Origin of the sequence: Hymenobacter baengnokdamensis, assembly GCF_008728635.1 — a bacterium.
In the GTDB taxonomy this organism is placed as follows: Bacteria; Bacteroidota; Bacteroidia; order Cytophagales; family Hymenobacteraceae; genus Hymenobacter; species Hymenobacter baengnokdamensis.
The window spans coordinates 3,011,439-3,025,681 of the sequence record NZ_CP044285.1; the positions used below are offsets into that span (position 1 = coordinate 3,011,439).

Genomic DNA, 14,243 nt, shown 5'->3' on the forward strand with positions numbered 1-14,243 from the left:
TACATTATTTCTGCCCGTATTTTTGTGGAGCTGTTTTCTCCAGCAATCGCCGCGCTTATGCCTCTTCGCTACCTGCTTCTCTTCTGCTTGCTACTCACCGCCGGGCGGCCGCTGACCGGCCGGGCGCAGGGCATCTTCCGGCCCGGCTACCTGGTGCAGCCCGCGGGCGACACCGTGCGCGGCGAGGTGGATTTGCGCGACCTGCGCCTGGCTGGGCGGCAGTGCCGGTTCCGGCCCGCCCCCACGGCCGAGGTAGCCACTTATGGCCCGGCGCAGTTGCGGGCCTACGGAATCCCGGCCGCCGGGCTGCACTACCGTGCCCTGGCCCTGCCCGGCGCGGCGGCCGGCAGCGCGCCCACGGCTTTTCTGCAGGTGGAAGTCAGTGGCCCGGCTAGCTTTTATAGCTGGCGCGATGATGCTGTACACTACTACATCGCCACGGCAAGCTTCCCGCCGACCGAATTGGTGCAAAAGCAGGAGCAGGTGGAGGTGGAAGAAAATGGCTTTAAGCGTAAATACGAAGAAACAAAGAGCATTTACCGCCAAACGCTGGCGCAGGCGCTGGCTGGTTGCTTACAAGCCCAGGTGCTGCTGCCACGGCTGCCCTACACTGTCGTTGCCTTGGCACAGGCCGTGGCGGCTTACAATAAGTGCCAAGGTCAGCCAGGCGATGCTTACTCCATTCGAGCGACTGCCGCTCAGCCGCGAGCGCAACTTGGGCTGGTGCTAGGGTACCAAAGTGCGGCGATGCGTACTTCCAGCGACGTGAGTAATTACAACGTTGATTTTGGCAGTAGCAGCGGGCTAACCGGGGGGCTGGCACTGAATCTGCCCCTGACGAGCCTGAGCCGCCATCTAACGCTGGAGCTAGAGCTGCTCTATCAAACGCAGCACTATACGGGGGCGAATAGCTACGCCTCCGCCTCGGGGAATGGCTACGTGTATAACGCCAACTACCAGGCCGATTTTAGTTACCTGAAACTGCCGGTGCTGCTGCGCTACACGTTGAACCGCGCCGCCCTGGTTCGTCCGTTCCTGGAGGTAGGCGGCACGCTGGGCTACGCGCTGCGACTGCAAACCACCGCTACCACATCGGGTGTCGGGACTACCAGCTACCTTGGCGACGACTACCGACACTTTCAGGAGGGGTTGGCCGGCGGCCTGGGTCTGGAATTCGACCTGGTCAAAAACCACCCGGCGGCGGTGCTGGTCCGCTACGAAGCAGATACGGGCTGGATAAATGCTGGCAACATCAGCAGTCGCGTTAATCACCTCTACGCGCAATTCTCCTTTAGCCTAACCAAACAAACGAGCCGGTAGCCCCACGCTGGGGCGGCGTCTACACAACACATGTCTTTCTCTCTTCGCTTCGTCTTCGGCCACGCACTGCTGGTCGTCAGTGGGATGCTGCTCGCCCCGGCTTGCCAGCGGGCCCCGCTCCAGGCCACGGCCCACCTGGCTCCCAGCACCAGCCAGCCCATTGGCAATACCATCGCGCCCGATGCCGGCGCGGCCGACTACATCAAGCCCTACCACGACAAGGTGCTCAGCCAGATGCAGGAAGTAGTGGGCTCGGCTCCGGTGGCGCTAACCAAGAACCCCGGCGAGAATACCCTGGTCAATTTCGTGGCTGACTTGCAGCGCACCGCCGCCAGCCAGTATTTCAAGGGCGAAAAGATTGACCTGGGCGTAATGACCAACGGCGGTATGCGCACGCCGCTGCCCGCCGGGCCTATCACCCTCGGCAACGTGTTTGAGCTGATGCCTTTCGAGAACGAGCTGCTGGTCCTCGATGCGCCCGGCCCGGTGGTGCAGCAGCTGTTCGATTACTCCGCGCCCATTAAAATGGCCGTTTCGGGCGCTACCTACACCGTAGGCCCCGACAAAAAGCCGCAGGATATTCGCATTGGTGGCCAGCCATTTGACCCGAACAAAACGTATACTATTGCCGTTTCGGACTACCTGGCCGGCGGCGGCGACAACATGAGCTTTCTGAAGGGGGCTGCCCTGCGCCACACCGGCCTGTTGCTGCGCACCTGCATTGCCGACCATATTCGGGCGCTGACCAAAGCCGGGCAGCCCGTCACGGCCACTATCGAAGGAAGAGTAAAAAGCATTTAACAGTGAGCGATTAGCCAGGGGTTGTTGTTGTACCTGGCATACTTACGGCTTGCTGCCTGCGCATTCATTTATTGCCAACTGCTAACTGAGTTATGATTCGTCGCGACTTTCTTCAGAAATCTTTGCTCGGCACGGCGGGCCTGAGCCTGCTGGGCCCCAGCCTGGTAGCCGAAGCCGCTAGTGGCCCCGCCCGGCTGGTTATATTGCATACCAACGATATGCACTCGCGCATCGAGCCCTTCCCCGACAATGCCCCGCAGTGGGCCGGGCTGGGCGGCATGGCCCGGCGCGAAGCGCTCATCGACAGCGTGCGCAGGCAGGAGCCCAACGTGCTGCTGCTCGACTCGGGCGATATCTGGCAGGGTACGCCCTACTTCAACTTCTTTCTGGGCGAGCTGGAATACAAGCTGATGAGCCGGATGAAGTACGACGCTTCCACCTTCGGCAACCACGATTTCGACAACGGGCTGGAGGGCTTGCAGAAGCAGCTGCCCAACGCGGGCTTTCCCTTCCTCATTGCCAACTACGATTTCAGCGGCACGCCGCTGGCCGGCCGCTTCGCGCCCTACAAGGTATTCGAGAAAGGCGGTGCGCGCATCGGCGTGTTTGGCCTGGGCATTGAGCTGAAAGGGCTGGTGGCCGATAAAAACTTCGGCTCCACCCAGTACCTCGACCCCGTTGCCGTGGCCAAGGCCCAGGTGCAGCAGCTGCGCCAGCACGAGCGCTGCGACATGGTTATCTGCCTCTCGCACCTCGGTTATAAGTACGAAAGCGAAAAACTTGACGACCGCAAGCTGGCGGCTCAGGTGGGCGGCATCGACCTCATTCTGGGCGGCCACACCCACACCTTTATGCCCGCTCCCGAGCCCATTACCGGCCCCAATGGCCACGTAACGCTTATAAACCAGGTGGGTTGGTCCGGCATTAACCTCGGCCGTATTGATTACGAGCTGCGGCGGGGTGCTCAACCGGTGCGGGCCACCGGGGCGCTGGTACTACCCGTAAGCGCTACCTGCTAGCCGTCCGATATAAGCAAGCATTTGCCGGCTTTTTTGTCTGCTGGTTTATGCGCAAATTTGTCCCCCCAAGTCGGGCCGGTACTAAGCCGGCCCGACTTGGAGGGTTTTTTTTCGCCATCGGGCGTTCGTCTGGTTTCGCTTTTTCTCACTTCATGTCGCAGGATTTTCGCACCGTCTGGGCCAGTTGCCTGCGCGTTATCCGCGCCGAGGTGGGCGAGCAAAGTTTTCGGACGTGGTTTGAGCCCGTGGTGCCGGTCGAGCTGCAAGGCCGGGTGCTTACCATTCAGGTCCCCAGCGTTTATTTCTACGAGTTTCTCGAAGAGCACTACGTCGAGGAGCTAAAGCGCGCCATCTACCAGGAGCTGGGCCCCGAGGGCCGCCTCGAATACAGCGTGGTAGTAGACCAGGGCAACGCGCAGGCCCCGCCCAAAGCCATGCACCTGCCGCCCGCCCGCAAGGCCGCCCACGGCCCGCCCGCGCCCGAAGGCCGGCCCAGCCCCAACTACGGCACCGCGCCCGGCGGTATTCAGCCCAGCCGCTCGGCCCCGCCCGCCCGGCACTTCGTGCCTGGTGGCGGCACGGCCACGGCAGCGCAGCTGGCGGCCACCACGCTGCGCAACCCCTTTGACGCGACCAAAACGATGGACCGCAACATCGTGCCGTCGCAGCTCAACACTACCTACACGTTTGAGAATTATGTGGAGGGCGACTGCAACCGGCTGGCTCGGTCAGCGGGGCTCGCCGTGGCCAACAAGCCCGGTACCACTGCTTTCAACCCCCTGATGGTGTACGGCGGCGTGGGCCTGGGTAAAACGCACCTCGTGCAGGCCATCGGCAACCATATCAAGGCCACGAATGCGGAGAAATTCGTGCTCTACGTGTCGGCCGAGAAATTTACCAACCAGTTTATTGAAAGCCTGCAGCGCAATGCCGTGCAGGACTTCGCCAACTTCTACCTGCTCGTCGATGTGCTCATCCTCGACGACGTGCAGTTTTTGGCCAATAAAGGCAAAACGCAGGAGATGTTCTTCCACATCTTCAATCACTTGCATCAGGGTGGCCGGCAAATCGTGATGACTTCTGACCGCCCCCCGCGCGAGCTGAGCGGGCTGGAAGACCGCCTGTTGTCGCGCTTTAAGTGGGGCCTCACCGCCGACGTGCAAAGCCCCGACTTCGAGACGCGCATCGCTATTATCCAGAACAAAGCCCAGCAGGACGGTATGGAAATCGCCCCGCAGGTGGTCGAGTACCTGGCTCATTCGGTGCCTACCAACGTGCGCGAGCTGGAAGGCGTGCTGACTACCCTGCTGGCCCAGAGCGTGCTAACGCGCCGTGACATCGACCTCGAAATGGCCAAGCAGGCGCTACGCCACATTATTGAGGAGGTTGAAGCGGAAGTCAATGTTGATTTTATCCAGAAAACCGTGGCCGACTACTTCGGGGTGGCAGTGGGCTTGCTGAAGGAGAAAACCCGTAAGAAAGAGATAGTTACGGCCCGGCAGGTGGCCATGTACTTCACCAAGGAGCACACCAGCCACTCGCTCAAAACCATCGGCTACCACTTTGGCGGGCGCGACCACGCCACCGTTATCCACTCGGTGCAAACGGTGTCGGACCTGATTGACTCGGACAAAAAGTTCAAGGAGCAGATTGTCGAATTGCGCAAGAAATTCGTGCAGAAGTAGCAGGTAAGTGCTACCCGTTTTGGGAGCATACGCGTTACCTTTAGGAAAATCTCTGCCTTATGGAAACACTAGAAACCGTACAGCCGGACTACGAGCTTGAACGCGGAAAACCTATACCTAGCAAACTACACGGCCGGCTGCAGGCAAAATTGATTGGGCTACTTTATGTAAGCTGTGGGCAAACGCATACCATTTATTCGGAGCTTAGCCTGACGCTTGCGCCTCTCTATTTAAAGCAAGTACCTGATATAGCTTTGTACGAAGGCGTAGTGCCTTACACTACCTCCGACGAAATTACGGTCAGCGAGCTCCCTGGCATCGCCATTGAAATCCTTTCTCCGACGCAGGGTTTGGAAGAGTTGACAGACAGAATAGAGCGCTACCTGGCAGCCGGCGTAAAGTCATGCTGGCTGGTATTGCCTGGCATCCGCACGGTATCGGTTTCCACTAAGCCCGGCGAGTACCAAACTTTCGACCGCCACCAAAAGCTCATTGACTCAGTCGCTGGTATAGAGTTGGATTTGAATGCGTTATTTCAGTAGCGCGAAGCCCAGTCCTCGTGCCACCAGGCCTATAAAATCTCCTTCGGGTAGCAGATGTAGTACTTCTGTACTTTCTGGCTCAGGGCCCGAATATTAGGTAAATCCGATGCTTCAATCACATCGACCACCTTGCCGAGTTTGGTCAGAATGTTGATAGTTTCGTTGCTGGCCGGGTCGTAAGCGGTGTTGCTGAGGCGGCCGGTTATCATTAGCTGGCGCGCCTCAGCGGGTGGCAGGCCAAAGTGCTCGGTTATCAGCTCCAGGATACCCAGCTGAAAATCATCGTCATACGGCTCGGGGCTGATAACGATTTTGAAGAGCTGGCGGTTGAGCAGGCTTTGGGCCAGAAAGCTCAGCACCTTGTCCTCGTGGCTGGCCCAGGCCTTAATGGCCGCCCAGATGTCCACGTCGTCGAGCTGCACAAAGCGGCCCAGGATACTGGCATCCTGCTCAAACTCGGCCAGCGTAACGGCGCGGCCCAGAAAGAAAGTAAGGCAGCTGCTGCCCGGCACGGCCACGCCGGCGCGGGCCAGGTCGCGGGCCCGCTGCATGGTGCGGATTACCATTTGTTCGGCGCTCGTAACGGCTTTGTGCAGATACACTTGCCAGTACATGAGCCGGCGGCTCACCAGGAAGTTCTCGACCGAGTACACGGCTTTTTCTTCCAGCACCAGGCGCTCGTTTACTACCTGCAGCATCTTGATGAGACGGTCGGCACCCGGCCGGCCCTCGGCCACGCCGGTGTAGAACGAGTCGCGGTTGAGGTAGTCGAGCCGGTCCATATCGAGCTGTGAGCTAACCAGTTGATGAAAAAACTCGCGCCCGTAGCTGCCCTGAAACATCTGCATGGCCAGGCTCAGCTTACCCAGGAACTGCTCGTTGAGCCGCTCCATCAGGTAGAGTGACAGCTGCTCGTGCGGGATATCCTGAAAAATTGCCGTTTCCAAGGCGTGCGACAGCGGCCCGTGGCCAATGTCGTGCAGCAGAATAGCAATCTGGGCGGCTTCGCCCTCGGCCGCCGATATTTTCACGCCCTTATCCTTGAGCGTGCGCAGTGCCAGCTGCATCAGGTGCATGGCCCCCAGCGCGTGGTGAAAGCGCGTGTGCAGCGCCCCCGGATACACAAAATTGGTGAGCCCCAGCTGCTGAATACGCCGCAGCCGCTGAAAATACGGATGCTCAATGAGGTCGAACAGCAGTTCGGTGGGCACCGTGACGAACCCATATACCGGGTCGTTGAAAATCTTCTTCTTGTTCATAATAGGAGCGCTAAGCTCGGGCTTAGCTACGTGCGCGGCCAGATTGGCCGACGATTGCAGCCCACCGGCCGACTAACTTGCCTTTGTACGAACCTAAACGCCGGTTTTCCGGTAAAGCTACGGCGACCCCGCCCTCCGGCATACTACTGGAGCAGGCGTGTTCGTTACCACTGCTACCATTTACTTTCCTCCCGCCGCGCCAGCGCCCGGCGCCCTTGCCTATGCAACGCTACTCCATTCTTTGGGCCGACGACGAAATTGACCTGCTCAAGCCGCACATCCTCTTTTTAAAGGAGAAGGGCTACGACGTTACCCCCGTCAACTCCGGGGCCGATGCCCTGGAAGAAGTACAGGAAAATACCTATGACCTGGTATTTCTCGACGAGAATATGCCCGGCCTAACCGGCCTCGAAACCCTCAACGAAATCAAGGTGGTGCGGCCCACGGTGCCCGTCGTGATGATTACCAAGAGCGAGGAAGAGCACATTATGGAAGGGGCCATCGGGGCTAAAATCGCCGATTACCTCATCAAGCCCGTTAACCCGAATCAGATTCTGCTTTCAGTAAAGAAAGTACTGGACAACAAGCGCTTAATCACGGAGGCAACCAATACCGGCTACCAGCGCGATTTTCGCCAGCTCGGGATGCAGCTTTCCGACCGCCTCTCGCCTTCGGAGTGGGTCGATGTATATAAAAAGCTCGTATACTGGGAGTTGGAAATCAACGAAACCGAGGGCAAGAGCATGGCCGAAGTCTTCAACATGCAGAAGGACGAGGCTAATAACTACTTCGGCCGCTTCATTATTGAGAATTACGAAGACTGGGTAAACGGCCGCGACAAGGATGCGCCGCTTATGTCGCACCAGCTGTTTAAGGAGAAAGTTTTTCCGCTGATGAAGCAGACCGGCGACACGCCCGTGTATTTCGTGCTCATCGACAACCTGCGCTACGACCAGTGGAAAATTCTGGAGCCGATTATCGCCGAGCTCTTTACCGTCGATTCGGAAGAGCTGTATTACAGCATTTTGCCGACTACCACGGCATATGCGAGAAACGCAATATTTGCCGGTATGATGCCGGGCGAGGTGCAGAAAAAATACCCCAACCTGTGGGTGTGGGACGAAGACGAGGAAGGCAAAAACCTGCACGAGGCCGAGTTCATGGAAATCAATTTCCAGCGCAACAACCAGAAAGCCAAGCACAGCTACAATAAGGTAACCAACCTGCAGGCCGGCAAGGACTTGCTGGGTAAAATGGCTAACCTGCACAACAACTACAAGCTCAACGTTATCGTCTATAACTTTGTGGACATGCTTTCGCACGCCCGCACCGATATGGCCATGATTCGCGAGCTCGCTGCCGATGAAAGCGCCTACCGCAGCCTCACCCGCTCGTGGTTTCTGCACTCGCCGCTGTATGAGATGCTGCAAACCATTGCCGAGAAAAAGGGCAAGCTCATCATCACCACCGACCACGGTACTATTCGGGTAAAGCGCCCGTATAAGATTGTGGGCGACCGCAATACCAACACCAACCTGCGCTACAAGCACGGCCGCAACCTGGGCTTCGACGAAAGCCGCGACATTTATGTGGTGCGCAAGCCGGAGAGCATTTTCCTGCCCCGCGAAAATGTGAGCACTGCGTATGTGTTCACGCTCGGCGACTATTTCTTCGCCTACCCCAACAACTACAACTACTACGTGAACTACTACAAAGACACGTTCCAGCACGGCGGCGTATCGCTGGAAGAATGTATTATTCCCTATATCACGCTGACGGCTAAAGGCTAAGCGCAGCGTTACGCAGAGGGGGCAGCGTTTCGCAGAGTAGTTCATCTAAACTCTGCGAAACGCTGCCCCCTCTGCGTAATGCTGCGCTTAGGTTTTTTGCTTCTTTTTCTTAGCCGCCGGAAATAATACATTATTGAGTATCAGCCGGTAGCCGGGCGAGTTGGGGTGCAGCGACAAGTCGGTGGGCTCTTCGCCCACCAGGTGCTGGTAGTCTTCGGGGTCGTGGCCGCCGTAAAACGTCCAGGTGCCTTTGCCCAGGGTGCCGTGCATGTAGCGCACCTCGCCATCCTGCTTGGTTTCGCCCATGATGATGACATCGGGCTTGATGAGGCTTTTGCGGAAGGCCGTAGTCTGACCCATGAAGCCGTGGATGGTCTTCTCATGGTCCTGGGTGAGCATGGTCGGCACCGGGTCGTACTTGGCTGAGAAGGTAAAGAGCTGAAAGTAATCGTTTTGCTCATACAGGCCGCGCTCGTTGGGCTGCATGTCGATGTTGGAATATTCGTACTCAAACGGGTTGGTTTTGAGCTGAAAATTCTGGAACGCCAGCGTGCGGTTGAAGTTGAGCTTGCTCTGGGCATTGGGGTCGGCCGGGTCGCCGTCGTACATCTCGGCCACCATGTCAATTCCCAGGCCCGCCAGCGCAATATCGTAGCTGTCGGTAGCCGAGCACATGGCAAACATAAAGCCGCCGCCGGCGATAAACTCCTGCATCTTCACGGCCTCGGCGGCCTTCATCTCGCTCACTTTCTTGAAGTTGTTGCGCTTGGCAGCGGCCTCGGCCTCGCGCACCTGCTGCTGGTACCAGGGCGCGTAGCGGTAGGCAGCGTAAAACTTGCCGTATTGGCCCGTAAAATCTTCGTGGTGCAGGTGTAGCCAGTCGTACTTGGGCAGCACGCCCGAAAGCACCTCGTCGTCGTAAATCTTATCGTACGGAATCTCGGCGTAGGTGAGCACCATCGTCACGGCATCGTCCCAGGGCTGCTTGCCTTTGGGCGTGTACACCGCGATTTTGGGTACTTTCTCCAGCTTCATCACGTCCATGTTGGCGTTGGGGTCAGCTATCTGGGTCAGAATTCCCGTGTACTGCGCCTCCGAGATAACCTGGAAGGTGATGCCGCGCACGTTCAGCTCATTTTCCAGGCTGGGCTGCGATTCGCAGGCAAAGGAGCCGCCCCGGTAATTCAGCAGCCAGTCTATTTCTATCTGCTTGCTTAAGGCCCAGTAGCACAGGCCGTAAGCTTTCAGGTGTTCCTTCTGGGTATTATCCATCGGGATGAAAATATGGTTGGCACGGGCTGCCAGGGCCGGGGCCAGCAGCACGAGCAAGAGGGCAAGACGCTTCAGCAACATACTTTTGAGGACTTAAGAGCCACCAGCCAAACGGGGCGGTGGCAATCGTAGTTCAAGGTACGGCTGCTGCGCTACACAAAGTGACAACCACCGGCAAGCTCTCTAACTAATCACCCACGCTCAAAAAACGGCCTAGCCAGCTTGCGTAGCAAGCGTATCCGCGAAATCCGTTAAATCCGTTAAATCTGCGATGACTTTTCTGGAAAATATCCGCGAGGCGCTGCGCTCTATCTCCGGCAATCTGCTGCGCACCATCCTCACGGCGCTCATCGTGAGTATCGGGCTGATGGCGCTGGTGGGCATTCTCACGGCTATCGACGCTATGCGCAACTCCTTGGGCGACACCTTTGCCAGCCTCGGGGCCAACGCCTTCGAAATAAAGGCTAAAGGCTATGGTAATCGGTTCCGGCGCGGGGGCGTGCAGGGCAAGCAGTACCCGGCGCTCAGCTACCTGCAGGCCACGCTCTATAAAAAGGAGCTGACCCGCCGCGAGCCCGGTACCATTGTGGGCTTGTCGGCCTTCATCAGCGGGGCCACCGAAATCAAAGCCAACGGCCAGAAAACCAACCCCAATATGCAGGTGATTGCCGGCGATGAAAACTACCTGCGCATCCAGAGCTACGCGCTCACCCAGGGCCGCACCTTTTCACCGTCGGAGCTGAATACCGGGGCCAACGTGGCCATTATCGGCCAGGAAATGAAAGACAAGCTGTTTCCGCAGGTAAACCCGGTGGGCAAATACGTGTACGCGCTGGGCAAGCGGTTTCAGGTGGTGGGCCAGCTCGAAAAAAGTGGCAGCACGATGGGCGGCTCCGGGGCCGACCGCCTGCTGCTGGTGCCGCTCGAAACCGGCAACCAGCTGCCCCGCACCGGGGCGCTCACTTACGATATCAAAACGGCCACGCCCAGCGCGGGCTCCCTGGGCTTTTTGCAAAGCCAGGCCACGGGCGTAATGCGGGCCGTGCGCAACGACCGCCTGGGGCAGGAAGACTCCTTCGAGATTGAAAGCCCCGATTCGCTGAGCGGCACCCTCGATTCGCTGAGCGGCAACATGCGCCTGGCCGGCGGCCTGATAGCTTTTCTGGCGCTGCTCGGAGCCAGCATCGCGCTCATGAATATCATGCTGGTATCGGTAACGGAGCGCACCCGCGAAATTGGCATTCGCAAAGCCCTGGGGGCCACGGCGCGCCAGATACGCCTGCAATTCCTGATTGAGGCCATCGTTATCTGCGTAATGGGCGGCACGCTGGGGATAATGCTGGGCATCGGGGCCGGCAACGGCGTGGCCGTGCTGGCGGGCAGCAAGTCGTTTCTGGTGCCCTGGCTATGGGTAGGAGTGGGGCTGACCATTTGCGTAACGGTGGGCCTGCTGGCCGGCTCGTACCCGGCCGGCAAGGCCGCTGCCCTGGACCCGATTGACAGCCTGCGGTATGAGTAATATTAATAAAACACGATACTTTGTGCTAGCTGGCACGCTGGTGTTCGGTGGCTGCGAATCGCAGACAGCCCATGAAAACCCACGCGCGGCGAGCTCAATCACGTCAGCCGCGCAGGCCCCGGCTGCCCGGGCTGTTGAGCCAGTTAAGCGCGAAATAGCATCGGCAGGCCCTGTGCAGATTGCTACTATCAAGCTGCCCAACGCGCCAGATTTTGAAGTGCCGCAGGTGCAGCTTGCAAATGCGGCAGCTGCGCAGCGTCTCAATCAGACGCTGACCCGACTTATGCTTACGGCTGGCCTTAGCGATACGACGCGGGCTCCAACAGCTGCGGCGGCCATCCGGCGGGCCGTTGCCGAATACAAGGCTGCTAACAAAGAAGGGCTGACCGGCACCAGCTACGACATTTTATTCAATCGTGCGGGGCTATTGTCACTGGCCCTTACTACCGAGTACATGGGCGCTTATCCTTCGACGACCAGCCGACATGCTACGTTCGATATACGCACTGGTCGCTGTATTACACTGCCCGAGCTGCTGGCCGATACTATACTACTACGCCAGCAGTGGCACCAGCGCCTTACCCAGCGCGTAGCCGCCCACGTTCAACGCATTACCCGGGACTATCCCGGCGACTCTGATACCTGGGCCACCGTGTGGGAGCAAACCGGCTGGGATGAAGGCAGACAGCAGGTAAGCCCAGCGGCTCTGCCAGCCCTGCGTGAGTTCGCGCTCACGCCCAAAGGACTGGTGCTTTATTCCAGCTTCGAGTTTCCACACGCCGTACTGGCTCTGGCGCCGGCCGACGACTATTTGTTTGCCTACGCAGACCTGGAGCCCCGGCAACTGTTGCGGCAGGCTGTTACCGGGTCGCCTCCGCAAAGGCGGGATACCAGATAAGCTTTTACATTTGCGCAACTTTTCATTTGTGCAAATGCCCCCTCCTGCTTCCATCGGCCAACGCTTTACCCAACTTATTCAGCATTTGGGGCTGAGCAAAAATGCCTTTGCGCAGTCGCTGGACAAGACGGCCACCGTTATTCAACATCTCGTTGATGAGCGTAACAAGCCCGGCTACGACCTGCTGTGCAAGGTATTTGAAACTTATCCAAATGTGTCGAAAGACTGGCTGCTGCTTGGTCAGGGGCCTATGCTGGCCGGGTCGGGATTGTCGCCGGCCTCAGGCATCGCAGCTGCGCCGGACGGCTTATTTGCCGCGCCTGCGCCGGTGGCAGAGGCACCGGCAGTACCCTTAGCCCGGGCAGTAGCCTCACCCGAAAAGCGGCCAGCGCCGGCGCCCGTTGAGCGGCCCGAGCCGCTACCTGGTCCGGTAGTACCTGCTACTGTGCCCGCGCCGACTAGTGCCGCGGCCGCTCCGGCTTCGCCCGATGCCAACTACCTCGCGGTGGTGCTGCAAACCCAGCACCTCCAGCACCAACTGGCGCTGGCTGAGCAGCGCAATCAGCATTTGCTGGAGCAGCAAGCCCTTATGCAGCAGCTCGTGGCCGTGCTGCAACGGGCCGTCTGAACCGCGGATTTATCGGATTGCTCAGATTTTGGTGACGTGAAAAAGGCCGCCCAATTGGGCGGCCTTTCTATGCGGCGAAGGACACTCGGTAATCGTCACCAAAATCCGGGTAATCCGACGAATCCGATAAATCCGCGCTTCAGACAAGCAGTCCTACTTCCTCGGCCTCCATCAGCCCCAGCGCGTTGACTTGGGTGAGGCGCAGCGGGCGGATTTCGCCCACCAGCAGCGGGTCGTACTTGGCCGCCACGCGGATGTAGTTGGGCGTGTAGCCTTCCACGCGGCCATCGGTACTATCGTCTTCAAACAGTACTTCGGTTTCGAAGCCAGCGTGCTGCTCGTAGAAAAAACGCTTTTTCTTTTCCGAGAGGCCGCGCAGCTGGGTGGTGCGCTCGGTGCGCACGCGCTCGGGCACCCGGCCGGGCAGAGTAGGCGCCAGGGTATTGGGCCGCTCCGAGTACGGAAAAACGTGCAGGTAGCTGACGGGTAATTCATTCAAAAAACTATATGTTTCTTGGAAATCGCTTGCCGTCTCGCCCGGAAAGCCCACGATTACATCGACCCCGATGCCGGCGTGGGGCATTAGCTCCCGGATGCGGGCCACGCGCTCGGCGTAAAGGGCCCGGCGGTAGCGGCGGCGCATGAGACCCAGAATCTTATCCGACCCGCTTTGCAGCGGCAGGTGGAAGTGGGGCATAAAGCGCCGCGAGGCCGCCACCGTCTGGATAATCTCATCGGTGAGCAGGTTGGGCTCGCACGAGCTGATGCGGAAGCGGCGAATGCCCGCCACCTGGTCAAGGGCTTGTACCAATTGGGTGAAATTCTCGACCCGCGCGCGTTCTGCGCCCTGAATGCCAAAATCGCCCAGGTTAACGCCCGTGAGCACTATTTCCTGTACGCCCTGCGACGCCAGCTTCTCCACGCGCTCGACCACCGAGGCAATACTGCCCGAGCGGCTCGCCCCCCGCGCCAGCGGAATGGTGCAAAACGAGCAGGAATAGTCGCAGCCATCCTGCACTTTGAGAAAAGTGCGGGTACGCTCGCCCAGCGATTGCGCCGGGTGAAACTCGTGCGCTTCGCTGATGGGAGAGGCGAATACGCGGCCCGGCCCGGCCTCTGCGCCCGGCTCGGGCAGCTGCAGCCCGGCGATAATCTCAGCCAGCCGAAACTTCTCGGCCGCGCCAAGTACCGCGCCCACGCCGGGAATTTCGGCTATCTCCTGGGGCTTGAGCTGGGCGTAGCAGCCCACGATGGCCACGAAAGCCCGGGGGTTGTGCTTAAGCGCCTGCTGCACTACCCGTCGGCACTTGCGGTCGGCGTGGTCGGTGACGGAGCAGGTGTTTACGACGTAAACATCGGCCCCCTGCTCAAACTCGACGCGGCGCACGCCACGCTCTTCAAACTGCCGGCCCAGGGCCGACGACTCGGAGAAATTGAGCTTGCAGCCCAGCGTATAAAAGGCAACGGTTTGTGGTGTCATCAGCCCGCAAAGTTACAACCCAGCCGCTCC

General features: G+C 59.1%; 12 protein-coding genes. 9 read left to right on the top strand and 3 right to left on the bottom strand.

Annotation, left to right across the window (positions count from 1 at the left end; genetic code table 11):
- The first annotated feature begins 57 nt into the window (after positions 1-57).
- From F6X24_RS12890 to F6X24_RS12910, 5 genes are all read left to right on the top strand, one after another.
- Complete coding sequence (locus F6X24_RS12890; protein WP_151088392.1) at positions 58-1,320, top strand: porin family protein; 1,263 nt, start codon at positions 58-60, stop codon at positions 1,318-1,320.
- Between the two features lie 30 nt (positions 1,321-1,350).
- Positions 1,351-2,121 (top strand): 5'-nucleotidase C-terminal domain-containing protein, encoded by a 771-nt coding sequence (locus F6X24_RS12895; protein ID WP_229725082.1) that lies wholly within the window; start codon positions 1,351-1,353, stop codon positions 2,119-2,121.
- Positions 2,122-2,213: 92 nt separating this feature from the next.
- Entirely contained in the window at positions 2,214-3,140 is a 927-nt protein-coding gene (locus tag F6X24_RS12900; protein WP_151088393.1) for a bifunctional metallophosphatase/5'-nucleotidase, read from the top strand.
- A gap of 152 nt (positions 3,141-3,292) precedes the next feature.
- Complete coding sequence (dnaA, locus tag F6X24_RS12905; RefSeq protein WP_151088394.1) at positions 3,293-4,825, top strand: chromosomal replication initiator protein DnaA; 1,533 nt, start codon at positions 3,293-3,295, stop codon at positions 4,823-4,825.
- Between the two features lie 59 nt (positions 4,826-4,884).
- Complete coding sequence (locus tag F6X24_RS12910) at positions 4,885-5,367, top strand: Uma2 family endonuclease (protein WP_151088395.1); 483 nt, start codon at positions 4,885-4,887, stop codon at positions 5,365-5,367.
- Positions 5,368-5,396: 29 nt separating this feature from the next.
- Here the strand turns inward: F6X24_RS12910 and F6X24_RS12915 are convergent, their stop codons facing one another.
- The gene (locus tag F6X24_RS12915; RefSeq protein WP_151088396.1) at positions 5,397-6,626 is read right to left on the bottom strand and encodes an HD domain-containing protein; all 1,230 of its coding nucleotides are present in this window, start codon (positions 6,624-6,626) and stop codon (positions 5,397-5,399) included.
- Between the two features lie 221 nt (positions 6,627-6,847).
- On the opposite strand from F6X24_RS12915, the gene porX reads away from it, so the two are divergent.
- Entirely contained in the window at positions 6,848-8,416 is a 1,569-nt protein-coding gene (porX, locus tag F6X24_RS12920) for a T9SS response regulator signal transducer PorX (RefSeq protein ID WP_151088397.1), read from the top strand.
- 87 nt (positions 8,417-8,503) lie between these two features.
- Here the strand turns inward: porX and F6X24_RS12925 are convergent, their stop codons facing one another.
- Entirely contained in the window at positions 8,504-9,769 is a 1,266-nt protein-coding gene (locus tag F6X24_RS12925) for an asparagine synthetase B (protein ID WP_151088398.1), read from the bottom strand.
- A gap of 190 nt (positions 9,770-9,959) precedes the next feature.
- On the opposite strand from F6X24_RS12925, the gene F6X24_RS12930 reads away from it, so the two are divergent.
- The 3 genes from F6X24_RS12930 to F6X24_RS12940 all read left to right on the top strand — a co-directional run bounded on the left by F6X24_RS12930 (position 9,960) and on the right by F6X24_RS12940 (position 12,733).
- Positions 9,960-11,207 carry an ABC transporter permease gene (locus F6X24_RS12930; RefSeq protein ID WP_151088399.1) on the top strand — a complete coding sequence of 416 codons (1,248 nt, stop codon included), beginning with the start codon at positions 9,960-9,962 and terminating at the stop codon, positions 11,205-11,207.
- Positions 11,208-11,379: 172 nt separating this feature from the next.
- Positions 11,380-12,105, top strand: coding sequence for a hypothetical protein (locus tag F6X24_RS12935; RefSeq protein ID WP_151088400.1), 726 nt, complete (start codon positions 11,380-11,382; stop codon positions 12,103-12,105).
- Between the two features lie 34 nt (positions 12,106-12,139).
- The gene (locus tag F6X24_RS12940; protein ID WP_151088401.1) at positions 12,140-12,733 is read left to right on the top strand and encodes a helix-turn-helix domain-containing protein; all 594 of its coding nucleotides are present in this window, start codon (positions 12,140-12,142) and stop codon (positions 12,731-12,733) included.
- A 139-nt stretch (positions 12,734-12,872) separates the two neighbouring features.
- Here F6X24_RS12940 and mtaB read toward each other — a convergent pair whose 3' ends face one another.
- Positions 12,873-14,213, bottom strand: coding sequence for a tRNA (N(6)-L-threonylcarbamoyladenosine(37)-C(2))-methylthiotransferase MtaB (gene mtaB, locus F6X24_RS12945; protein WP_151088402.1), 1,341 nt, complete (start codon positions 14,211-14,213; stop codon positions 12,873-12,875).
- Positions 14,214-14,243 lie beyond the last annotated feature (30 nt).

Bases quoted from the DNA above. Each gene is read 5' to 3' on its own strand.
- F6X24_RS12890 (WP_151088392.1), top strand. From the start codon at position 58: ATGCCTCTTCGCTACCTGCTTCTCTTCTGCTTGCTACTCACCGCCGGG.
- F6X24_RS12895 (WP_229725082.1), top strand. From the start codon at position 1,351: ATGTCTTTCTCTCTTCGCTTCGTCTTCGGCCACGCACTGCTGGTCGTC.
- F6X24_RS12900 (WP_151088393.1), top strand. From the start codon at position 2,214: ATGATTCGTCGCGACTTTCTTCAGAAATCTTTGCTCGGCACGGCGGGC.
- dnaA (WP_151088394.1), top strand. From the start codon at position 3,293: ATGTCGCAGGATTTTCGCACCGTCTGGGCCAGTTGCCTGCGCGTTATC.
- F6X24_RS12910 (WP_151088395.1), top strand. From the start codon at position 4,885: ATGGAAACACTAGAAACCGTACAGCCGGACTACGAGCTTGAACGCGGA.
- F6X24_RS12915 (WP_151088396.1), bottom strand. From the start codon at position 6,626: ATGAACAAGAAGAAGATTTTCAACGACCCGGTATATGGGTTCGTCACG.
- porX (WP_151088397.1), top strand. From the start codon at position 6,848: ATGCAACGCTACTCCATTCTTTGGGCCGACGACGAAATTGACCTGCTC.
- F6X24_RS12925 (WP_151088398.1), bottom strand. From the start codon at position 9,769: ATGTTGCTGAAGCGTCTTGCCCTCTTGCTCGTGCTGCTGGCCCCGGCC.
- F6X24_RS12930 (WP_151088399.1), top strand. From the start codon at position 9,960: ATGACTTTTCTGGAAAATATCCGCGAGGCGCTGCGCTCTATCTCCGGC.
- F6X24_RS12940 (WP_151088401.1), top strand. From the start codon at position 12,140: ATGCCCCCTCCTGCTTCCATCGGCCAACGCTTTACCCAACTTATTCAG.
- mtaB (WP_151088402.1), bottom strand. From the start codon at position 14,213: ATGACACCACAAACCGTTGCCTTTTATACGCTGGGCTGCAAGCTCAAT.